General features: G+C 73.0%; 17 protein-coding genes. 8 read left to right on the top strand and 9 right to left on the bottom strand.

Annotation, left to right across the window (positions count from 1 at the left end; translation table 11 throughout):
* Position 1: 1 nt before the first annotated feature.
* From ACWGN5_RS03965 to ACWGN5_RS03945, 5 genes are all read right to left on the bottom strand, one after another.
* Positions 2-1522 (bottom strand): Wzz/FepE/Etk N-terminal domain-containing protein, encoded by a 1521-nt coding sequence (locus ACWGN5_RS03965; RefSeq protein WP_453511055.1) that lies wholly within the window; start codon positions 1520-1522, stop codon positions 2-4.
* Positions 1519-2886: a Wzz/FepE/Etk N-terminal domain-containing protein gene (locus tag ACWGN5_RS03960; RefSeq protein WP_453511054.1), complete on the bottom strand. Its 1368-nt coding sequence runs from the start codon at positions 2884-2886 to the stop codon at positions 1519-1521. The genes ACWGN5_RS03965 and ACWGN5_RS03960 overlap by 4 nt, the downstream gene beginning before the upstream one ends.
* Positions 2883-4148 (bottom strand): glycosyltransferase family 4 protein, encoded by a 1266-nt coding sequence (locus ACWGN5_RS03955; RefSeq protein ID WP_453511053.1) that lies wholly within the window; start codon positions 4146-4148, stop codon positions 2883-2885. The genes ACWGN5_RS03960 and ACWGN5_RS03955 overlap by 4 nt, the downstream gene beginning before the upstream one ends.
* Entirely contained in the window at positions 4138-5454 is a 1317-nt protein-coding gene (locus ACWGN5_RS03950) for a nucleotide sugar dehydrogenase (RefSeq protein ID WP_453511051.1), read from the bottom strand. Before ACWGN5_RS03950 ends, ACWGN5_RS03955 begins: the two co-directional genes overlap by 11 nt.
* Before the next feature lie 73 nt (positions 5455-5527).
* Positions 5528-7006 carry a sugar transferase gene (locus ACWGN5_RS03945; RefSeq protein ID WP_453511049.1) on the bottom strand — a complete coding sequence of 493 codons (1479 nt, stop codon included), beginning with the start codon at positions 7004-7006 and terminating at the stop codon, positions 5528-5530.
* Between the two features lie 687 nt (positions 7007-7693).
* Here ACWGN5_RS03945 and ACWGN5_RS03940 point away from each other — a divergent pair.
* From ACWGN5_RS03940 to ACWGN5_RS03920, 5 genes are read left to right on the top strand one after another with little or no spacing between them, the layout of a single operon-like run.
* A complete protein-coding gene (locus ACWGN5_RS03940) occupies positions 7694-8197 on the top strand; it encodes a hypothetical protein (RefSeq protein ID WP_453511048.1) in 504 nt (167 codons plus the stop codon).
* On the top strand, positions 8167-9591 hold the full coding sequence (locus ACWGN5_RS03935) for a hypothetical protein (RefSeq protein WP_453511047.1): 1425 nt from the start codon (positions 8167-8169) through the stop codon (positions 9589-9591). The genes ACWGN5_RS03940 and ACWGN5_RS03935 overlap by 31 nt, the downstream gene beginning before the upstream one ends.
* Positions 9588-10937 carry a VWA domain-containing protein gene (locus tag ACWGN5_RS03930; RefSeq protein ID WP_453511045.1) on the top strand — a complete coding sequence of 450 codons (1350 nt, stop codon included), beginning with the start codon at positions 9588-9590 and terminating at the stop codon, positions 10935-10937. Before ACWGN5_RS03935 ends, ACWGN5_RS03930 begins: the two co-directional genes overlap by 4 nt.
* 18 nt (positions 10938-10955) lie before the next feature.
* Positions 10956-12077 carry an ATP-binding protein gene (locus ACWGN5_RS03925; protein WP_453511043.1) on the top strand — a complete coding sequence of 374 codons (1122 nt, stop codon included), beginning with the start codon at positions 10956-10958 and terminating at the stop codon, positions 12075-12077.
* The gene (locus ACWGN5_RS03920) at positions 12074-14893 is read left to right on the top strand and encodes a hypothetical protein (protein WP_453511041.1); all 2820 of its coding nucleotides are present in this window, start codon (positions 12074-12076) and stop codon (positions 14891-14893) included. Before ACWGN5_RS03925 ends, ACWGN5_RS03920 begins: the two co-directional genes overlap by 4 nt.
* 19 nt (positions 14894-14912) lie before the next feature.
* Here the strand turns inward: ACWGN5_RS03920 and ACWGN5_RS03915 are convergent, their stop codons facing one another.
* Entirely contained in the window at positions 14913-15467 is a 555-nt protein-coding gene (locus ACWGN5_RS03915; RefSeq protein ID WP_453511040.1) for a DinB family protein, read from the bottom strand.
* 193 nt (positions 15468-15660) lie between these two features.
* On the opposite strand from ACWGN5_RS03915, the gene ACWGN5_RS03910 reads away from it, so the two are divergent.
* Both ACWGN5_RS03910 and ACWGN5_RS03905 read left to right on the top strand, forming a co-directional pair.
* Positions 15661-16203, top strand: coding sequence for a hypothetical protein (locus ACWGN5_RS03910; RefSeq protein ID WP_453511038.1), 543 nt, complete (start codon positions 15661-15663; stop codon positions 16201-16203).
* A gap of 71 nt (positions 16204-16274) precedes the next feature.
* Positions 16275-17195 carry a GNAT family N-acetyltransferase gene (locus ACWGN5_RS03905; RefSeq protein WP_453511037.1) on the top strand — a complete coding sequence of 307 codons (921 nt, stop codon included), beginning with the start codon at positions 16275-16277 and terminating at the stop codon, positions 17193-17195.
* Here the strand turns inward: ACWGN5_RS03905 and thpR are convergent.
* Positions 17156-17773: an RNA 2',3'-cyclic phosphodiesterase gene (gene thpR, locus ACWGN5_RS03900; RefSeq protein ID WP_453511035.1), complete on the bottom strand. Its 618-nt coding sequence runs from the start codon at positions 17771-17773 to the stop codon at positions 17156-17158. The genes ACWGN5_RS03905 and thpR overlap by 40 nt on opposite strands.
* Before the next feature lie 323 nt (positions 17774-18096).
* On the opposite strand from thpR, the gene ACWGN5_RS03895 reads away from it, so the two are divergent.
* On the top strand, positions 18097-20136 hold the full coding sequence (locus ACWGN5_RS03895) for a calcium-binding protein (protein WP_453511034.1): 2040 nt from the start codon (positions 18097-18099) through the stop codon (positions 20134-20136).
* A gap of 62 nt (positions 20137-20198) precedes the next feature.
* On the opposite strand, the gene ACWGN5_RS03890 is transcribed toward ACWGN5_RS03895, so the two are convergent.
* Positions 20199-20846 carry a response regulator gene (locus tag ACWGN5_RS03890; protein ID WP_453511032.1) on the bottom strand — a complete coding sequence of 216 codons (648 nt, stop codon included), beginning with the start codon at positions 20844-20846 and terminating at the stop codon, positions 20199-20201.
* Between the two features lies 1 nt (position 20847).
* Positions 20848-22074 carry a sensor histidine kinase gene (locus ACWGN5_RS03885; RefSeq protein WP_453511030.1) on the bottom strand — a complete coding sequence of 409 codons (1227 nt, stop codon included), beginning with the start codon at positions 22072-22074 and terminating at the stop codon, positions 20848-20850.
* Positions 22075-22076: the final 2 nt, after the last annotated feature.

The raw sequence follows: 22076 nt of genomic DNA, 5'->3' as shown, positions 1-22076 counted from the left end.
GCTACCGCACCTCCTGGTCGTCGTCCGGGACCCGTCCGGCCCACATCGGCACCCGCTCCGTCCGCCACCGGCCCGCCCCGTTCTGCCGGGCCTGCGGCTCGTTCCTTCCGCGCAGCGCCGTCCCCGGCCCGTCCCACAGCGTGCCGTCGGTCCGGTCCCGCGCGTCGGGGTCGATCAGCACCACACCGATCACCGCGATCCGCTGCTCCGCCAGCTGCCGCGCCACCGTGTGCAGCCAGGCCGCGCTGCCGTGCCCGGCGCGCACGACGAGCACCGTCCGCGTCCCGAGGTACCGCAGGTCGGTCCAGGCCGTGCCGGGCGCCACCGAGCCGACGCCGAGCCGGCGCTCCTGATGCGCACCGGCCGCGGCACGCTCACTGCTGACGACGACGGGATCGCCCGGCGCCGACCGGTGGTCGCCGAGCTCCGTGCCGGGCAGACCGTCGACGACGACCATCGGCCCCTCCGCCGTCAGCGCCCGGCCGAGCTCCAGGGCGATCTCGCCCGTACTCCGCGCGCAGCCCAGTTCGAGCAGCGACATCGGCTCCGCCGAGCCGCGCAGGGTGCGGGCCAGGGACGTGGTCAGCCGGGCCCGTGCCGCCCGGTTCCGTCGGCGCCCCCACCAGCGGGCCGGCCGTCGGGGCAGCTCCGCGACGATCGAGGCGCCGAGGTTGGCCGCGATGTCCCGGCGCAGCACGGGGCGGTCCGCCACCACCGAGCCGACCGCGGCCACCGCGAGACCGAGCGCGAGCCCGAGCGCGAGCCCGATCACCCCGTTGACGCCGGCGGTCTTGGCCAGCGAGTGCCGCACCGCGCGCGGGGCGTCCACGATCTGCGTACCGGCGATGAGATGGGGCGTGCCGATGCGCGCCTCCGCGGCCCGCTGGTCGAAGTCGGCGATCCGCGAGGTGAGCTCGGCCCGGCGGGCGAAGAGCGACTCCGAGTCGGCCGACTTGTTGGACCCGCTGTCCGAAGAGCCGTCCGCGATCGCCTTGTTGACCTGCGCGAGCTCGTCCCGCATGCGGTCACGCTGGTCGAGCAGCGCCTTGGCCTCGGCGTCCGCGGTCTCCTGGATCCGGCTCAGATGGTCCGCGAGGAACGCGTCGGCCAGCGCCCCGGCGCGGGCCACCGCCTCGCGGTCGCTGTCACCCGTCGCGCTGATCTGCAGCACGTTGTTGGTCAGCCCGGCGCCCTCGTACTCCTTCATGAAGTCCTCCGGTTTCACCGGGGACCCGAGGGACTTCAAGGCCTGACTGGCGATCCGCGTGGTGCGCAGCAGCTCGACATCGGTACGGATCAGCGTTCCCGGGTCGCTCGGCTGGTCCGCCTGATGCGCGACGAGCAGCTTGACCACCGCGGTCGGCCGCGGCGGCAGCAGGATCGCCGAAGCGGCCCCGAGGAGCAGTCCGATCAGCGCCAGGGAGCCCCAGAGACGGCGCCGTCTGCGCACCGCCACCACCAGCACGTGCAGGTCGAGCAGTGGAGCGGCGGCCGACGACTCCGAAGTCGTACTCGTCGTCACCCTGAACCTTCCGTCGTGTCGTTGGCCATCACGAATGCCGGCGTCCCGGTGGGCCGGGAACGACCGGCGGACCGTGCCGAAGGGGCCCGGACGGGGCCGGCGAGGACGACGCCGACGAGCTCGTGCCGGGCGTCGGCACACGCCTCGGCGATGCCGGCGAGCTCGCCCGCGGTCCAGCTGCCCACGCTGAGCACGACCAGGGCACCGGACTCCTTGTCCCGGTCCGGCACCATCGGCCGGGACACCGAGACCTCCACCACCCGCAGCGTCAGATCGCCCCCGGCCGCGGCGACGAGCTGCGCGGCGGCCCGGCGGGCGATCCCGTCACCCTCCGGAACGACGACGAGGAGCCGCCCGGGAGCCGGAACCCGGTCCTGGAGGCGCGCGTACAACCGCCGGTAGCGGATCTGCCGGCTGGCCTCGTCGCCGGACGTCCGCGGGGCCGGAACGTCCCACCGGGCGTCGACGCCGAGGAGCCGGCGGAACCAGGTCCGCGGACCGCGGGCCTCCGGCCGGTGCGTGAACCGATCGCCCGGCACGTCGACGGTGCCGAGGAGCGCCGAGCCCAGCGCCGCGGCGATCTCCGGTTCGGTGCGCAGCCGGCGGCTCATCCGCGCGGCGGCGAGATGACCGAGGAACGCGACCAGGAAGAACAGCGCCGCCCCGGCGGCGACGAGCTGCGTCCTCGTCGGCGGCGCCTCACCGGTCGGCCGGGCCGCCGACCCCATGACGACCATGCCGGCCTTGCTGGTCGCCGGACCCGCCTGGTCCAGCTTGTCGATGGCCTCCTGCAGCGAGGTCCGCAGCTTCGCGAGCTCCGTGCGGGTCTGCACGCTCTCCACGGACCGCCCCGGACCCGCCTCGTCGGCCAGCTCGGTGATACGGCGGTTGGTCTGCGCCACCGTCTTCCGCAGGGCCTCCGTCCGCGCCGCCGCCTCGGGGTCGCTGCTGTCGCCCACGATGTTCGAGGCGAACGCGACGAACTGCCGGGCCACCTGGTCGGAGAGCTGCTGGGCGCGCTCCGGGGTGTCGGCCGTCCCCGAGATCTTGATGATGTTCCCGTCGGCGGCCTCGGCGGTCACCCGCTCCTTCAGCTCACGGCCGTCGACCCCGGCCCAGCCGAGCGCGCCGGCCACGCGGTCGACCACCACCGAACTGGTCGCGACCTGCGTCTGCGTCAGCAGCTCACGCTCCTCCCACGACCCCGGAAGCAGCACCGAGGCCGAGGTCGTGTAGCGCGGCGGAAGCAGCAGAGACGTGCCGTAGCCGACGAGGGCGCCCACCACCGCGAGGATGATGAGGAACCGCCCACGCCGACGGAGAATCCGCCCGACCGTGACCAGACGTATCGTGTCATCGCTCAACGACGCGGCCTCTTCCGTCCCCGGTCCCGGCCGCCCGCCGACAGCGGCGCGCGGTCACGACAGGCGGCTTCGTAGGCGGCGAGCAGCGACTGCTGGGAGTTCCGCCAGGAGAGCGGCCCGCCGATCCGCTCCTGGCCGATCTTGCCCATCCGCTCCCGCTCCTCCGGATCGTCGAGGAGCAGCCCGATGAGTCTCGCGAACTCCGCCTCGTCGTTGGCGGGCGCGTACACGGCGGCCTCACCGGCGGAGACGCGCGCCTCCCGGAGGTCGAACGAGACGATCGGCCGGCCCATCACCATGTACTCCAGGACCTTGTTCATGGTCGACACGTCGTTGAGCGGATTGCGCGGGTCGGGGGAGAGGCACACGTCCGCGGTGGACAGATAGCGCGCCAGATCGGCGTCCGGTATGCGCCCGGTGAACTGCACCTGATCCGAGAGCCCCAGCCGCCGGGACAGCTCGACCATCGCGTCGAAGGCGTCACCCGCGCCGACGAACACCGCGTGCCAGTCGGTACGCCCCTGCTCGTCGCGGAGCTTCGCGAGCGCCCGCAAGGCGTAGTCGACGCCGTCCTGCGGGCCCATGACCCCCAGGTAGCACAGCAGATGGGGCTTGCCGCGCTTCAGCTCCGGCTCCGCCGGCACCGGGTGGAACCGGTCGACGTCGGGCGCGCTGCGCACCACGAACACGTCCTCGGGCCGCCGGCCGCCGCGGCGCACCGCGACGTCCCGGTAGCTCTCGTTCGTGGCGAGCACGACGTCCGAGGCCCGGTAGGTCGCCCGCTCCAGCGCGCACACCCCGCGGTAGAGCAGGTCCTTGCCGCGGTCGAACCGGGACAGGTACAGCTCGGGCACCAGGTCGTGCTGGTCGAAGACGAACCGCGCCCCCTGCCGCTTCAGCCACAGGGCGGGCAGGAACAGCAGGTCCGGCGGGTTGCAGGCGTGGACCACGTCGACCGGGCCGACCCTGCGGGCCAGCCGCGCCGTGTGCCACAACGCCGTGCCGTACTCCCGCAGATAGCCGGCCGGCCCACCGGTGGCCGCCCGCAGCGGATAGCGGTGGATCCGCACCCCGTCGATCACCGCCTCCGGCTCCGTGTCCCGCTTCTCGCCGCGCGGGCAGATGACGTGCACCTCCCAGCCCGCGTCGCGCAGCGTCGTGCACTCCTGCCAGACCCGCCGGTCGAACGGCACCGACAGGTTCTCCACCAGGATCAGCGCGCGCCGGGCGGGCCCGGCACCACCGGTCTTCTCACCAAGCAAGGCCCACGTACCCCGGTTCGGCCCGGCGCGCCTCGGCGTCGGGAACGTGGATGAGGTCGACGATCACCGGGCTCTCGCCGTGCGGCAGCGCCGCGAGGACATCCGGATCCCTGGTCCCGACGAGGCACACCTCGGCATGGTCGAGGACCTCGTCGACGGACTCGGCGAGCAGCTGCGCGAGGTGCGGCAGCCGGGTCTCGATGTACTCGCGGTTCGCGCCGAGCAGCCGGGAGAGGTTCACGTTGGGGTCGTAGATCCGCAGCTCGTACCCCTTGCCGAAGAGCCGCTCCGCCAGCTCGACGAGCGGGCTCTCGCGGAGGTCGTCGGTGCCGGGCTTGAAGGAGAGCCCGAAGATGCCCACCCGCCGCTTGCCGGTCCGCTCGACCAGCTCCACGGCGCGCTGCAGGTGGTCGGCGTTGGACGGCAGCACGTGGGAGAGGATCGGCACCGAGACGTCGGCCCGCTGCGCCGCGTGGACCAGGCTGCGCAGGTCCTTGGGCAGGCAGGAGCCGCCGAAGGCGAAGCCGGGCCGCAGATAGGCGGGGCTGATGTTCAGCTTGCGGTCGGCGAGGAACACGTCGATCACCTGGTGCGAGTCCACCCCGAGCGCCTGGCACACCGCGCCCAGCTCGTTGGCGAAGCCGATCTTGAGGCCGTGGAACGCGTTGTCCGCGTACTTGATCGCCTCGGCCGTCGGGACCGGCACCCGGAACACCTCGCCGGGCAGTCCCTCGTACAGCGCCGCCACCACGTCGCCGCTCGCCGGGTCGAGCTCGCCGATGACGGTCTTCGGCGGGTCGAAGAAGTCCCGCACGCTCGTGCCCTCGCGCAGGAACTCCGGGTTGACCGCGACCCCGACGTCCACCCCGGCAGTGCCGCCGACGTACTTCTCCAGGATCGGAACCAGCAGGTTCAGACAGGTGCCCGGGAGCATGGTGCTGCGGAAGACCACGGTGTGCCGGCCGCCCCGCTCGGCCACCGCGGCACCGATCTCCTCGGTGACCCGCTCCAGATAGGTGGTGCACAGGCTGCCGTTGGGCTCCGACGGCGTGCCCACACAGACCAGCGACACGTCGCTGGCCTCGACCGCCTCGCGGACGTCGGCGGTGGCGCGCAGCGCACCGGTCCGCACGACCTCGGCGATCAGCTCACCGATCCGCTCCTCGACCACCGGGGCCTTGCCGTCGTTGACCAGGTCGACCTTCACCTGGTTGACGTCCACCCCGATGACCTCGTGGCCCAAGCTGGCCAGGCACGCGGCCGACACGCAGCCCACGTAGCCGAGCCCGAAAACGCTGACTCTCATGACCCGTTCCTCCCCCCAAGCAGGCCCTCCCGGCCTGCGGTCCACGTGCCGGCCGCCCGACGGTCCCCGCGCATCAGTAGGCCCCCTGCCCGTACAGCACCGCACGCAGCGTCTTCCACAGGATCACCGTGTCCAGGGCGAGCGACCAGTCCTCCACGTACCGCAGGTCGAGGCGCACCGCCTCCTCCCACGACAGGTCGCTGCGTCCGCTGATCTGCCACAGGCCGGTCAGGCCGGGCTTGACGAGCAGCCGCCGCCGGACGTCCGGGCCGTACGCGGCGCACTCCTCCGGCAGCGGAGGCCGCGGCCCGACGAGCGACATCGATCCGGTGAGCACGTTGAACAGCTGCGGGAGCTCGTCGAGCGAGTACCGGCGCAGCACCGCCCCCACCCGGGTCACCCGCGGATCCCGGCGGAGCTTGAACAGCAGCCCGGCGCCCTCGTTGCGGTCGGCCAGCGCGGCACGTGCCCGATCGGCCCCGACGACCATCGTGCGGAACTTGAGAATGGTGAACTCGCGGCCGTCCTTGCCGACCCTGCGCTGGCTGTACAGCGCCCCGCCCCGGCTGTCCGCCAGGACGAGGAGTCCGACGATCAGCATCAGCGGCGCGAACAGCATCAGCAGGATCGCCGCGCCCACCCGGTCGACGACCCCCTTGATCGCCCGGCGGCCCCCGGTGAACGTCGGCATGCTGACCCGCAGCAGCGGGATCCCGAGCACCGCGTCGATGTGCAGCCGCGGACCGGCCACCTCCATCAGTACGGGCGCCACGACCATCTCGGCCTCGCTGCCCTCGAGGTTCCACGCCAGCCGCTGCAGCCGGTCCGGCGACCAGTGCGGGTCCGGGGTGACCGCGACGACGCGGTAGCCGTCGCGGCGGACGTGGTTGGCGACCTCCGCCAGCGGGCCGACGACCGGCACGCCGTCCACCTGGTCGCCTTCCGGCCCGAGACCGTCCGTCGTGCACACCGCGTCCACCCGCCAGCCGAGGTGCGGGAACTTGCGGGTCCGGGAGATCAGGTCGCGCAGGGTGGCCGGGCTCCCGGCGGCGAGCACCGGCCTCAGGCACCGCCCTTCCTTGCGCTGGTTGTGCAGCCAGAGACGCAGCAGATACCGCGTCGTCATGGTGATGAGCGCGATCGCGGGGATCGCGACGAAGATCCACAGCTTGATGTTGTGCGAGGTCAGGGCGATCCCACCGAGCGCGAGCACGATGGTCGCCGTGAACAGCGAGCGCCCCAGCCGGCGGAACTCCTCGGCGCCCTGGCCGAGGACGGCCGGCGCCCAGGACCGGTTCACAGCGAGCGCGCCGAGGACGAGCAGCTCGGTGCCGAAGGCGAGTATGCCCCACCTCTCATGCCAGTTGGCGGCCTGCCGGGCCCCGAAGAAGCCGCCTATCGCCGCCACGACGAAGGCGGTGGCCACGGTGTCGCTGGCGATCACCGCACGGCGGTACCGCTGCTCCCAGTCGCTCGCCGTCCGGCTGATCGTCCCGCTGTCCAGCCGGTCGCGCGCCGATGGAAACGGGCTGACCAATTCCCCCTGCTGCACGGACCCCCCCAGGGTGCCAGTGGACTCGACGTGTTGGCTCCACACGGTTCCTCCCCCCGGGAGGCCCCCGCCTCCCGCGCTGTTCCTCCCCTCGGGAGGCCCCCGCCCCCCGCACCGCGCTGTTCCCTCTCCCGGCCATCCGCCCACCCCGCGAATGACGTACCGGGTACCGCAGCGCTACTCGAACACCCCATCCAGGCGATGGATTTGTCGCCTGGTGTCCGGGCTTGTGAAGCAAGGTCAATCTAGAGCATCAAAGCCCTCCAGAAGAGGGATGTGAGCAACTTGTGCTGAACGTTTGGAGGTTGATCCTCCGTCGGACAATCACCCGCAGAAGCCTTCTTCGCGGCGACGTGCCTTGTGACCTGTGGTGACGGGCGTTCACCGGGCTGTAGGCACCCGCGATCCGAGGACGTTCCGGCAGGAACGAACCGGCCGAGCTTGGCTTGTTCTTTAACCTGGTCGCGAGCGGTCGCGGGGACAACCCGGGCTTTCCGTCCGGGGGTTGCCGTCCGCCGCCCGGTTCGATCACCTTCCGGACCCAGCCGTCGGCCCGGCGCCCCGGTCCCGCGCTTCACCCCTGCCGTCCCACGGCGTCCGAAGGCGTTGTCAGTGGGCGGGGATACGTTGTCGATGTTCCGCCGCTCCGGCGTGAACATCCCCTTTGACGTGCATGGGAGAAGTGCGTTGCCGGTCTGGGAGAGGTCGAGCGCGGCACGGGTGGTACCGCCCGCGCGGCCGCGGAAACTCGCGAAGGTGCCGTTCGTCGAACTGGCCGACGGACGCCTGCAGGGCGTCGTGTCCAGCGGCTCCGACATAGGACGCGTGTACGTGTCCTCCATCGCCGCCGGGACGTACGCGTTCGCGTGCAGCACCAACAACAACCGCCCCTGCGGCGGCGCGCGCGGCTCGTACTGCAACCACATCCGTGCCCTCGTCACCGAGGCCGTCCTCCAGTACGGCGCGCAGCGCGTCGCCCGCTACCTCAAGGCCGAGACGCCCGACCGGGAACCCGACGCCCAGGCCCTCGTCGCGGCGATGACCGCCACGCGCCCCGCTCAGGGCGACACCTCGGCCGCCGCCCCCGTGTTCAGCCGCTTCCTGCGCCACCTCGCCTACCTCGAACTCGACCCGGTCACCGCGCCGCTGCCCGAGATGCAGTGGTTCCCGCCGACGAGGGCGGTCGCCTGATGCGTACGGACCTGCTCGCCGACCCCGTCGACGGACTCGACGAGGCGCTGGCCGCCGTGGACGCCTTCGACGACGCACTCGTCGCCGGACTGCTCCGCCCCCAGCCCGCCCAGACCGCCGGACTCGCCGCGCTCGCCGACGCCCTCGCCGGCACGCCGCTCGCCTCCCTCGTCGCCGAGGCCGCCGACAAGGCCATGGCCGGCGCCGCAGGCGAGGACCACTTCCTCGCGCTCGCCGCCGCCCGCACCGCCCTCATGGGCTCCGTCCACGACGCCCTGACGTCCCGCGTCGCCGACGTGACCGGACGCCCCACGGCCGACGACCCCCCGCGGCCCACGGGCGATGACGAGCCCGCCCCGAACGTGCTCGCCGCCGCCCGTGCCTGGCTCTGCGACCTCGCCCGCTCCGGCTGGCAGGGCATCGACCACGAACTCGTCGGCGGCGCCGCGCCCGTCGTCTCCGCGATGCTGTCCGACCCCGCGCTCCGCCGACAGGCCACCCTGCTCGACGGCTTCTCGGCCGAACTCGCCGCATCCTGCCCCGGGGCCACCCTGGAGCGCATCCCGGTGCGCCGCTGGGCCGACCTGTGGTCGCGCGCCCTGCTCCTCACCCAGCCCGGAGCCGCCCGCACACCCGCCGGATCCACCGCGACCGGCCGCCTGCTGCCCCTCGGCGTCGACGTGCAGGAACACGCGACCGCCGTCCAGGCACAGGTCCACGCCGTGTTCGAACCGGCCGACGGCACGGCCCCGCGCCTGGTCCGGGCGGCGGTGTCCGCGCCCAAGCCGGACACCGTCGTCGGCGCCGGCCTCTGGCAGCTGCTCCGCCCCCGCATGTCCCTGCTCACCGCCGTGAGCGAGGGCCTCGCCATGGAACTCGACGCCATGCCCGTCACCGCCGAGGGCGACCTCGTCTGGGACGACGAGCGCGCCCGCCCGGGGGAGTCCGCCGACCCCTTCGCCACCGCCAGGGTCGCCCTCGCCACCGCGACCGACCCGGTCACGGCCCCCCTTGACCGCCACCCGGTACGGATCGCCGTCCCCGTCCTCCTGGAGGGGTACGCGACGGAGCACGCGGACGACGGGCAGCTGACCTTCACCCTCGCGGGCCACCGGCTGCCCGTGGACACCGACCGCGGACCGGCCGCCGGCCCGCTCACCCCGGAGGCCATCGCCGCGTCCGGCGCGTGCCTGGGCCTCCTCCGCTGGGACGCCGGGGAGTTCCTCCTCCAGCCGCTGGCCGTCGAGACGACCGTCCGGAAGAAGACCGTCGCCGTCCACGCGGGCGCGTGGGCCGGCGGGACCACCGACAAGACGGGAGTCCGCGCGGAGAAGGCGGCCACGGACGCCGTCGCCGTCCTCCGCGAACGAGCGGGAAGGCTGCTGCGCTCATGACCGACGAGACGTTCACGCCCGACCCCGACGACAACCGGCGGCAGGTCCTCTACTGGCGGCTGCTCGCCCGGCTCTTCGACCCCGAGGAGCAGGCCGCCCTGGAATCGGCGAGCCTCGCCGTCGTCGAGGACATCGGCCTGCCGTCCGCACTGCTCGACCCCGGCACCTCCGTGGACTCCGTGGTCCAGCGCCACCCGGAGCTCGCCGACGAGTTCGACGGCCTGATGACCCCGGAGCCCGAGCCGGACGGCGCACGCGACCGCGCCGCCGAGGTACGGCGCGCCGCACTCGCCTCGAAGCTGCTGCTCAACGTCTTCGCCACCGGCTCCGGGACCGTCTCCGCCGGGCAGCTCGCCCGCTGGCAGTCCGACGCCGGCCGGCTGGAGCGCGCGCTCGGCTCCCCGCCCGGCGGACCGCGCGGCGGAAAGGCGGCCGGAGCCGCCCTCACCGGCGGCGGCCTCGGAACCGAACTCGGCGCCATCGAGGCCGACCTCGTCCACCGCATGCACCTGCGCGAAGTCCTCGCCGACCCCGCGCTCGCCGCACAGCTCACCCCCAGCATGTCCCTGATCGAGCAGCTGCTGCGCGACAAGGGCAACCTCTCCGGCGTCGCACTGGCCAACGCCAAGGCGCTGATCAGGCGGTACGTGGACGAGGTCGCCCAGGTGCTCCGTACCCAGGTCGAGAAGGCCACCGTCGGCGAGCTCGACCGCTCGGTGCCGCCCAAGCGGGTCTTCCGGAACCTCGACCTCGACCGCACGATCTGGAAGAACCTCACCAACTGGAGCCCCGAGGAGGAGCGGCTCTACGTCGACCGCCTCTACTACCGGCACACCGTCCGCAGGACCACGCCCCAGCGGCTGATCGTCGTCGTGGACCAGTCCGGCTCCATGGTCGACTCGATGGTCAACTGCACCATCCTCGCCTCGATCTTCGCCGGGCTGCCCAAGGTGGACGTCCACCTCATCGCGTACGACACCCGCGCGATCGACCTCACCCCCTGGGTCCACGACCCGTTCGACGTGCTCCTGCGCACCAACCTCGGCGGCGGCAACGACGGGCCCGTGGCCATGGCCATGGCCCGGCCCAAGATCGCCGAGCCGAAGAACACCGTCATGGTCTGGATCTCCGACTTCTACGAGTTCGGCCGCTCACAGCCCCTGTTCGAGGGCATCGAGGAGGTCCACCGCTCCGGGGTGCGCTTCATCCCCGTGGGCTCGGTGACCAGCTCCGGACGACAGGAGGTCAACCCCTGGTTCCGGGAGCGGTTCAAGGCCCTCGGCACCCCGGTGATCTCCGGCCACATCGACAAGCTCGTGCACGAACTCAAGACCTTCCTCACCTGAGACCGAAAGGCCCTTCGCATGTCCGACCTGCTCCGCGCTCCCGCCGAGATCAAGTACGCCGAGGAACTCGACTGGCTGGAGTCGATCGACGACCACCCCAAGCCCTTCTCCTGGCGCCTCTCCCCGAAGATGGTCCGCCTCTTCATCCTCGGCTCCGAGCGCGCCGACGGCCTGGACCGGGAGGTGACGCAGAAGTGGTTCGGCGACCGCAGCTTCGTCGAGCGCTCCATCGTCACCCTCGCCTCCGACCGCGGCCTGCTCCTCATCGGCGACCCCGGCACCGGCAAGAGCTGGCTCGCCGAACTCCTCGCCGCCGCCATCAGCCGCAACTCCACCCAGGTGGTCCAGGGCACGGCCGGCACGACCGAGGACCACATCAAGTACTCCTGGAACGTGTCGATGGTCATCGCCAAGGGCCAGTCCCGCGCCTCGATGATCCCCTCGCCGATCATGACCGCCATGGAGACCGGCACCATCGGCCGCTTCGAGGAGCTCACCCGCTCCACCAGCGACGTCCAGGACGCGCTCATCTCGATCCTCTCCGAGAAGTACATCTCCGTCCCCGAACTCGACGGCGCCGACGGCGAGAACATCGTCTTCGCCAAGCCCGGCTTCTCGATCATCGCCACCGCCAACAGCCGTGACCGCGGCGTCAACGACCTCTCCTCCGCGCTCAAGCGCCGGTTCAACTTCGTCCGCATCCCGGTCGTGACGAACAAGAAGAGCGAGGCCGAGATCGTCCGCTTCCGCACCGAGGAACTGCTCCGCCGGCACGCCATCGAGCTGGACGTGCCGCCCACGCTCCTCGACGTCCTCCTCCAGAGCTTCGCCGACCTGCGGGCCTCCGCCGCCGCGGCCGGCAGCGACGACGAGAAGCTGGAGTCCGCCCTCTCCACCGCCGAGCAGATCGGCGTCCTCGAGGACTCGATCCTGCACAGCAACTTCTTCGGCGAGCGCACCCTCACCGCCCGCGCCCTCGCCGCCTCGCTGGTCGGCACGCTCGCCCGGCGCGAACCGGAGGACCTGGCCATCCTCAACAAGTACCTGCACGGCGTCGTCGAGCCGCGCGGCAAGGAAGAGGGCGGCTCGTGGCCCGAGTTCCTCGAGGGCGGCCGCGAAGCGATCGCGAAGCTGTCGTGACCGGGACCCCCTTCACCGCCCTGCGCGGTCAACTCCACCAGGCCGCAGCGGAGTTCGCCGGAGGTCAGGACGCCCTGGAAGGCATCCTCCTCGGCCTCGTCGACGACGTCGACCGCGCCGTGGCGGAACCCCTGGAGATCTTCCCCGTCTGCCACCACTCGCCTGCCTCCGCCCTCGCCATGGCCCGCCGCCTGCGCGAGAAGCAGCCCAAGGTCGTGTACCTGGAGCTGTGCGAGGACATGACGCCGCTCCTCACCGAGCTGCGCAACTGCCGGCTGCCGGTGGCGGTGCAGGCGTTCGCGAGCGACATCGACGGCTTCCCGCCCGACTGGGCGCCGCTGTCCGTCGTCGCCCCGATCACGGAGGCCTCCGCCGAGTACCAGGCCATCGCCTACGCCCTCGACACCCCCGGCGTGGAACTGGTCCTCGTCGACCGCTCCTCCGACCACGTCTTCCAGTGGGACTCCCGGCACGACCGCACCGACGAGCCGCCCGCCCGAGAGGAAGGCGGCACCGAGACCGAGACGGCGCTCCACGGCGAGGCCGTCGGCGTCGAGATCGGCGACCTGCGGCCGCGCTTCGCCGAACTCGAGGAACACCTGCTGCGCCACGGCAAGGTGCGGCACTGGTCGGAGTGGTGGCACCAGTACGTCGAGGTGCCCCTCGGCGACAGCGACCACGACACCTACCGCCAGGTCATGTTCCTCATCGGCAGCCTGTTCCGGCGGCTCGCCCCGGGTGACGGGGACCGCGTCCGCGTCGACGAGGACCGCGAGCGCCACATGTGGACCCGGATGCGCGAGCACCTCGCCACGACCGGCACCGACCCCGCGGACTGCCTGTACGTCTGCGGCGCCTTCCACGCGGCCAGCCGCGTCGACGAGTTCGGCGTGCACGGCGGCGACGGCTTCGAGATCTCCCCGCGCACGGCCACGACCTGGCAGTACGGCCTCATCCCCTCCAGCAACGCGGCGATCGAGGCCCAGTTCGGCCTCGCCTCCGGCTCCGTGTCCATCGCCGCGACGCAGTGGACGAAGAACCTCAAGCGCACCCGGGTGAAGCCGTACCGCCTCGACGGCCAGGCCGGCACGAAGAAGACGGCCACGAAGAAGACGGGGACCCAGGAGACGGGGATGCGGGCCACCCCGCCGGCCGCCCTCCCCGACACCGCCGCCCCCGCCGAGGACCGCCTCTCCGGCTTCCTCCAGCGACCGCCCGTCCTCGACACCCTCGACGAGTCCGAACTCCTCGGCTGGTCCGTGGACATCGTCCGCGCCGCCCGCCGCAACGGCTACCTGGCCTCCACCGCCGACGCGATCGCCGTCTTCGAGACCTCGATCCTGCTCGCCGGGATGCGGGACCGGGCCAAGCCCACCCCGTACGACTTCCAGGACGCCGCGGTCACCTGCATCGAGAAGGACAGCGTGCCCGGGCGCCGGGACGTGCGCCGCCTCGTCGAGATCATGATGGGCGGCGACCGGATCGGCCAGGTCGGCTACGAAGCCCTGCCGCCGCTCGCCCGCGACGTCCACGACCGGCTCGCCCCCCTGGAGCTGAACCTCCAGCAGCGCGGGGTCCGCCGGGCCCTCCTCGACATGACCTCCCGGCCCGAACTGCGGGCCTGCTCGGACGTCCTGTGGATGCTGCGCCGCCTGATGCCGCACGGCGCCGCACGGCCGGTCATGGGGGAGCGGCGGCTCGGCGAGCGGTCGATCCAGGAGTCCTGGGACCTCGCCCTCGGCACTCACCAGAGGGCCCTCATCGAGCTCGGCTACGAGGGCGTGAGCCTCGAACAGGTCCTGGAACAGCGCCTGCGCCGCACCGCGTACGGTCCGCAGGCGACGACCGCCGAGGTTCTCGCCGCCGTCGAGGACGCCACCCTCTACCTGGGCGGCCAGCGCCTCGCCGAGGAGCTCGGCACCCGCGCCCTCGACGTCCTGGCGGGCGAGCGCACGGTCGACGGGGCACCGCAGGTCCTTCGCCGGGTGCGCGGACTCCTCGCCTACTACCGCACCAGCGAGCCGGTGCTTCCGGCGTGGATCGAGTCCTTCGTCAGAACCGGGTACGCGCACTACTGCACCCTCCTGCCGACGGCGTTCCGGGACGAGGACGCGACGGTGGGACAGGTCGCGGCGATGCTCGGCTTCCTGTTCAGCATGGAGAGCCTGGCGCTCTCCCTGGGCTGCGACCGGACCCAGCTGGAACTGGCCGTCGCCCAGGCACACCCAGAGGACCCCGCGAAGACGGCCCTGCTGTGGGCGGCGCAGGTGCAGCTGGGCACGCTCTCCCGGGGCGAGCTGCGGGCACGCTGCGACGAGCTGCTCGCCAACCCCCTGGTCGTGCCGTCCTATCCGCGCTACCTCAGCGGCTTCGTGCACGCCCTGGAGCCGGTGCCGGGGCTCGCGGACGTGGTGGTGGAGGCCGTGTCGAACGCCTTCGGCCGCCTGCCCGACACCGTCCTGCTGCCGTGGCTTCCGGCCCTCATCACGACCCTCCGCTCGAACGCGTCGGAACTGGCCCCGCTGCTCATCCGGGAGGCGGGACGGATCTTCCCGGCCCGGCTCGCAGCCCTGGACACCTGGGTCCCGCCCTGGCACGCCCAACCGGCGGCCCCACGTGCCCTTCCGGCGCGCACCGCCCCTCGGGGAGCGGCACTCCTTCCCGCCCACCCGACGACCTGCGACGCCCTCGCGGAGCTCCTCGGCAGCGCGGAGGGATGGACCACGGCCACCGCCCCGACGGAGCCGGGCGCGGCGCTCCTCGCCGCCCACCCGGCCACGAGCGAGGCACTGGCGGAGCTCCTCACGGCCCGGTGACGTGGGCCGGGCCGGCCGGCTACTGGCCGACGCGCCCGTCGACGCACTCGCGCAACAGGTCGGCGTGCCCGCAGTGGCGGGCGTACTCCTCGATCCGGTGCACCATCAGCTCCCGCACCGCGATCCCGTCCTTCGGGAGGCGCTCGCCCAGGTCCGTGTGCGCGGCGAGGGCGGCGTCGGCCGCGGCCTGCTCGCGCTCCAGATCGGCGTACGAGGCGTCGACCACCGCCTGGTCGGCGACGGCCTCGTGGAAGTCGGCGTCGCGCACGCCGTACACCTTCGGCAGTGGTTCACCGGTGATCCAGGTGATCCAGTCCCGTTCCACCTCGGCGAGGTGCCGGATCAGGCCGAGCAGCGACATCGTCGACGGCGGAACGGAACGACGGGCCAGCTGTTCCGGATCCAGACCCTCGCACTTCATCCGCAGGGTCAGACGGTAACCGGAGAGGAAGTCCTGGAGCGTCGCGAGCTCGCCCTCCGGGGCCTCGCCGTTGTCACGGGGGTCGTCGGCAGGATCCGCCCACATGTCGGGGTAGACGGTCGCCTGGCTCCACCGCTCGGGATGATCATTCATAGACCCATCCTCGTGCGCGAGGCCCCGGGCCCGCCAGGGAATTGTTCCGAGCACGGCCGACGAGGCCGCGAGCGCGATCCGGGTCGCACACGGCGGTACGACTCCGTCCACCCACGGCCGCGGTTCACTCGTCACGGTGGACTCGGGCCGAGCCACCGTCCCCGCCCGCCGAGGCTCGGGCACCGTGACTCCCATGCACGCCCGCCGCACCACGTTCCTGCTGCTCATCGCGCTCCTCACCACCGGATGCGTGGCCGTCCCGCACGGTCCCGCCCCGGCCCCACCGCCCCGCCCCGGCGGACTCGCCCCCGCCGCCGACCGTCCCCCCGCGCCCCTCCCCACCTGGCCCGTCCCCACCGAGCCCGCCCCTCGCGAGGCCCTCACCACCACGGACCCCCGCCCCACCACCTCCCAGCCGACGAAGGCCCCCGGCCGGAAGACCGCCGGCAGGGCCACCGAGGCCCACACCGCCCGCCGCCCACCCGCTCACAGGGCAGCCCCGAACCCCCCGCACACCACCCCGAACAAGCCGAACAGACCGAGGAAGCCTGCCAACAGGAAGCCCGTCACGAGGACCGTCCCCCGCTCCCCGCAGAACCACCGGCCCGGCCCCGCCCGCCCGCACCGCCCGACGGATGCGCGGCCGCCCGAGATGCGGCACCTGTGCGGCCAGGCCGAGTCCATCCAGGCCCCCATGGGCGCCGCCGACCTCTGCCGCGACCTGTACGGCCGCTGACCTCGGCTCCTCGTCCCCGCCGGGCGGAAACTCAATTGAACCGCTCCGATCGGCCCGGCTATAAGACGATCATGATCAGACCGCGCCCCTTCCTCCACTCCGACATGCCCCTTCTCCAGGAGGCCGTGGCGGAGTGGATCGCGACCGCCGGCCGCGACTCCTACGACCACGTGGGCGAGCTCCCGCACCGCGTGTACGACAACCTGCGTGGTCTACCCGTCGGTGACCTGGTGCACGTCTGGGAGGACGAGCACGACGGCCGGATCGGCGGTGTCACGATCGGCCTCCGGTTCGGCGCGGCGTTCGACGCCTTCTGCGCGCCGGAACTGCGCGGCACCGACACCGAGCGCGCGATGCTGACGTTCGCCGCCGACACCACCACGCGGCACATGGCGGACGACGAGGAGTACGTCCTCACCGACCTCTTCGAGACCGACACGGTCCGCGGACGTCTGCTGAACGAACTGGGCTTCACCCAGTTCCGGGTCTGGGACGACGTGAACACCCGCGACCTGACCGATCTCCCCTCCGCCGAGGTGCCCGAGGGATTCACGGTCCGGGCGGCCACCCTCGACGACGCCGAGGCCCTCGCCGAGGCACGCAACGCCTCCTTCGGCTCCGACTGGACGGGCACCGCCTACCGCGACGGAATGATGACCCGGCCCGGATACGACCCGGCCCGCGAGATCGTGGCCGAGGCCCCGGACGGACGCATCGGCGCCTACACCGTCCACTGGGTCGACACCCGCAACGGACTGGGGCACTTCGAGCCGGTCGGCACCCACGAGGCCTTCCGCCGCCTCGGCCTGGCACGGGCGGTGATGGCCGAGTCCATGCGGCGCATGGCCGAACTCGGCCTCCGGCGGGTCACGGTCAACCACGACGCCGAGAATCTGGCCGCCGCGAGGCTGTACGGCTCACTCGGCTTCACCCTCGAGTGCCGCACCCACGGCTACCGCCGGGCGAAGGCCCAGGACTCGATGTCGCGATAGCGGATCGGGCCGGGGCCCCGGCCGTAGTCGCTGCCGACGAGGTGGAGGCGGTCGGCCGGCCAGCGGCGGCCGGTGAACCCGGCGAGCGCGGCGGCCACCTCCAGTACGGACGTCGGATCGTCGCGGCGGGCACGGGCGAGTGTCAGATGGGGACGGAGCGGACGGTCCTCGAAGGGGATGCCGCACTCCTTGACGACGGTCCGCACCTCGGTGGCGATCCGGTGCAGTCCGTCGAGGTCGCCGTCGATCCCGCTCCACAGCACCCGGTCGTCGAAGTGCCCCCCGCCGCGCAGCGCCAGCTCGACCGGCCGGTGCGCCGCCGCGATCTCCGCCAGCGGCGGCCGTAGCAGAGGGACGGTCTCCACCGGGAGTTCACCGAGGAACGCCAGCGTGATGTGCCAGTCCTCGATCCGGTTCCACCGCATCCGCGGGTACGTCTCGTACGCAGGGCCCAGCTCGCGCGCCAGCTCGTCCTTCGCGTCGTCCGGCGGGGCGAGCGCGACGAACACGCGCACGGTCGCGGTCCGCGCCCTGTCCCCGTCGCCGGACTCCGTACCCCGCCCGGGCGCCTCAGCCATCTTCCGTACCCTGCCCACCGTCTGTCCCACAGCCTTCGCAGGCGAGGGTACGCGGTGCCCCGGCCACCGCCTGCGCCGGGGATCTCCCCGGGCGGCCCCCGAACCTCCCCCGACTCCGCATCAGGGGCGCCCACCGTCCCTCGCGCCCCCACGCGCTCCCCCGCGGGGGTGGTTCCCCGAGGGCCAGTGGGGCGCAGCGCGGCACGGTCCGCGTGGAGGCGGGGTGCTCCCGCTCGAAGCTGTCCGCTGCCCCCTGTCCCCCTTCGACCACTGTCCCCCTTCGAGACCACTGTTCACCTGCGACGACGGAGGTTCCTCCACCCATGACCCACGCACTTCTCAGAGCGGCGGCACGGCGCCGCAGACCGGGCGGGAGGGCCGGGGCGCCGCTGGCGCTCGGGCTCGCGCTCGTCCTCGCCCTGCCCGGCACCGCCCTCGCCGCCCCCGGTGACCTCGACCCGACCTTCGGGACCGGCGGCCGCGTGACGACGCCCATCACCGGGTACGCGGAGGGCCACGACATCGCGCGGCAGGGCGACGGAAAGCTGGTCGTGGTGGGGGCGAGCGAGGCCGGCTTCGCGCTCGCCCGCTACACCACCGACGGCCACCTCGACTCCACCTTCGGCGTCGGGGGCACGACGACCAGCGCCTTCGAGGGCGGGGCCGCCTCGGCCAACGCCGTCGCGATCCAGCCTTCGGACGGCAAGATCGTCGTGGTCGGCACCACCGAGGTGATCGCCGAGGAGGGCGGGGGCTGCTGCTTCTTCTCCGTGGCCCGCTACCACACCGACGGCACCCTGGACACGGACTTCGGCAACGGCGGCCTCGTCCGCATCGACGAGTTCGGCGGCTCAGCGGACGGCGCCGACATCGCCGTGCAGCCGGACGGCAGGATCATCGCCGCGGGCAAGCCCGGTGGCAGCGGCTTCGCGCTCGTCCGCCTCGACGCCGGCGGCAACCTCGACCCCAGCCTCGGCGGTGACGGGACCGTGGTCGCCGGGTTCACGCCCACCTCGCCCCAGGACGCCGGCGGCATCGCCCGGAGCATGGCCCTCCAGCCGGACGGCAAGATCGTCGCGGTCGGCTATGTGGGCAGCACCGCCTTCGACATCGGCGTCGCCCGCTACAACGGCAACGGCACGCTCGACACCGCATTCAGCGGCGACGGCATGGTCACCGCGGACTTCGGCAGTACCGAGTTCGGCGAGGCCGTGGCCGTACAGCCCGACGGCAAGATCCTCGCGGCGGGCTCCGGCGGCGCCGGCTTCGCCCTGCTCCGCTACAACAGCGACGGCACCCCCGACACGGGCTTCGGCACGGCCGGGCGCACCTCGGTCAACGCCCCGGGCGACGGCGGCATCGCGTACGCCATGGCGCTCCAGCAGAACGGCAAGATCGTGCTCGCCGGCCGGGCCACCGACCCGAACAGCTCCGAGGCCAACGACTTCGGCCTGGTCCGCTTCCATCCGAACGGCACCGTCGACACCGGCTTCGCCGGCGACGGCTTCGCGGTCACCGGCTTCAACGACTTCGACGAGGCCCGCGGAGTGCTCGTCCAGCCGGACGGCACCATCGTCGCGGCCGGCTACGGGGCGGGCTTCGCCTTCGCCCTCGCCCGCTACCAGGGCGGCGACGGTACGCCTCCGCCCACGCCGTACGCCGACCTGTCGGTGACCAAGTCCGGTACGACCACGGTGAGCATCGGCGACCGCGCCACCTACACGGTGACCGTCACCAACGCGGCGTCCTCCACCGCCACCGCGACCGGCGTCACGCTCACGGACACGCTCTCCGGCGGCGGCGCGACCCTCGTCTCCGCGGTCCCCTCGCAGGGGACGTGCACGACCACCGCCACGGGCGCCACCTGCGCCCTCGGCTCCCTCGCCCCCGGCGCCGCCGCCACCGTCACGGTGACGGCCGAGCCGCGCGCCACCGGCACGCTCACCGACACCGCGGGCGTCAGCGCCACCCAGACGGACCCGGTGACCGCCGACAACACGGCCACCGCGACCACCGCCGTCAACAACTCCCGCGGCTGCACCCTCATCGGCACCAGCGGTACGGACACCCTGACCGGCAGTTTCTCCAACGACGTGATCTGCGGCCTCGGAGGCAACGACACCATCCGCGCGAGCTACGGCAACGACACGGCGTACGGCGGCTTCGGCAACGACAACATCGACGGCGGGTTCGGCGACGACACCCTCGACGGCGGCCCGGGCAGCGACACCCTGGCCGGCTACTACGGCAACGACCGCCTCACCACCACCGACGGCGTCTCCGGCAACGACATCGCCAACGGCGGCTCCGGCATCGACTCCTGCACCACCGACCCGGGCGACTCCCGCATCAGCTGCCCCTGACCCCACGATGCCGGGCCTTCCGCACGAGCGGGCCCGCCGGACGAGATCTGGCGGGCCCGTCCTCAGCCCCTGCCCGGCAGCAGGCCCCGCTCCAGGGCCACGACCACGGCGTGGGTGCGGTCGCTGACGTCCAGCTTCGCGAAGACGCGCAGGAGATGGGTCTTGACCGTGGCCTCCGCGATGACGAGACGGCGGCCGATCTCGGCGTTGGAGAGGCCGTCGGCCACCGCGCCGAGCACGTCCTGTTCGCGCGCGGTCAGGACGACCGGCGCGGGCCGGCGCATGAGGGCGACCAGGCGTTCGGCGACGCGGGGCGCGAGGACGGTCTCGCCGCGGGCCGCGGAGCGGACGGCCTCGGCGAGCTGCTCGGCGGTGGTGTCCTTCAGGAGGTAGCCGATCGCGCCGGCCTCGACCGCCCGCTCGATCTCCACGTCGGTGTCGTACGTGGTGAGGATGAGCACCCGGGTCGGGGCGGGGCCCGCGGTGATCGCGGCGGTGGCCTCGACCCCGTCCATGACCGGCATCCGCAGGTCGACGAGCGCGACGTCGGGCGTCAGCCGCTCGATGAGACCGAGAGCCTCGCGGCCGTCGGCCGCTTCGCCGACGACCGTGATGTCCGGGACCGGCGCCAGGAGCGCGACCACTCCGGCGCGCATCACGGTGTGGTCGTCGACGACCACGACCCGGAGGGGCGCGTGCGCTTCGGTCATGTCAGGGCCGTCCGTTCGTGGGGAAGGTCGTAGGCAAGGGCGTGGGCGAGGTCGTAGGCACGGGCGTGGGCGTGGGCACAGGCGTGGGGAAGGTCGCGAGGACGCGGGTGCCGTCCCCCACCGAACTGGTCACCGTCAGCTCCCCGTCGAGCTCGGCGAGCCGCTTGCGCATGCCGTCCAGGCCGAAGCCGCGTGACTCCTCGACCACGAAGCCGCGCCCGTCGTCGGTGATCTCCAGCTCGATGGCGTACGGACCCTGGGTGAGGACCACGCCGACGGTGCTCGCGTCGGCGTGCTTGCGCACGTTGGCGAGCGACTCCTGGGTGCAGCGGAGGAGCGCGATCCGGGTCTGCTGGTCGCAGTCGACGTCCTCGGCGAGCTCCGCGTCGACCGTGATGCCCGTGTCCTGGGCGAACCGCTCCAGGGTGCGCCGCAGGGTCGGGACGACGGAGCCGGGGGTGAGGCCGCTGTGCGGGGCCGAGCCCACCAGGACGCGGGCCTCGGCGAAGTTCTCGCGGGCGATCGCCTCGATGGCGCGCAGCTGCCGGTCCGTCTGCTCCGGGTCCGCGTCGAGTCCGGTGCGGGCGGCCTCGGCGAGGACGATGATGGAGGCGAAGCCCTGGGCGAGGGTGTCGTGGATCTCGCGGGCCATCCGCTCCCGCTCGTCCGCCGCGCCCTGGGCACGATGAGCGGCAGCCAACTGTTCCTGGGTGAGGGCGAGTTCGCCGGCCAGGGCGGTGGCGCGGGCCTCGCCGTCGGCGACGAGCCGGTGCAGCAGGAGCCCGGCCAGGACGGACACGGCGTATCCCGTCAGGGCGGCGGCCGCGTTCCCCGGCGAGTCGCGCCAGATGCTCCCGGCCGCCGTCGCGGCCGCCGCGCAGCCGCTGAGCAGCACGGCGGTCCGGGGGCCGCGGTTCTGGAACCAGAACTGGGGGAGGGCGGCGATGAGGAGGGCCGCGCCGCCGCCGGGGAGGGCCGCCATCACGCCGAGCCCGGCGGCCAGGGCCGCCAGGTAGACCGGCGCGTGGTGGCGGGCCCGGTGGACGGCGGTGTACGCGAGGGCCGCCGCCACCAGGGACAGGGAGGCCCACTTGACGGGTCCGGAGTCGTTGCCGACGCCGATGACGGAGGGGACCAGGCCGAGGAGCAGCCAGGCGGCCGTGTACCAGCGGCGGAGGGCGGTGAGGGCCGGCCGCTCCGGCACCGCGTGTGTCGTCCCGTCAGTCATGC

The organism is Streptomyces sp. NPDC055815 (assembly GCF_053616475.1).
The sequence above is the reverse complement of the archived record's forward strand: the minus strand, read 5'-3'. Positions and strand labels throughout refer to the sequence as shown.